Annotated in this window: 1 protein-coding gene; it reads left to right on the top strand. The window is 37.7% G+C overall.

Annotation, left to right across the window (positions count from 1 at the left end; all coding sequences use genetic code 11):
- Positions 1-252, top strand: a 252-nt coding sequence (locus tag ACWA1B_RS23170; RefSeq protein WP_456911023.1) for a DnaJ C-terminal domain-containing protein, incomplete at both ends; no start/stop codon positions are given.

Genomic DNA, 252 nt, shown 5'->3' on the forward strand with positions numbered 1-252 from the left:
GATCGCAGTCCAAATATAGAGGTCAGGATTTTAATGCCGAACTGGAATTGGATCTTAAATCTGCTTACACTACACACAAACAAAATCTAACTGTCAACGGAAAAAATATCCGAATCACGATTCCTGCAGGTGTTGAAAACGGACAGATTATAAAAATTCCAAATCATGGCGGTCCTGGTGTAAACGGAGGTCCAAACGGCGATTTGTATATCACTTTTAATATCTCTAATAATTCAGATTTTAAGCGTGAAG

The sequence above is a fragment of the Flavobacterium xizangense genome, assembly GCF_054075145.1.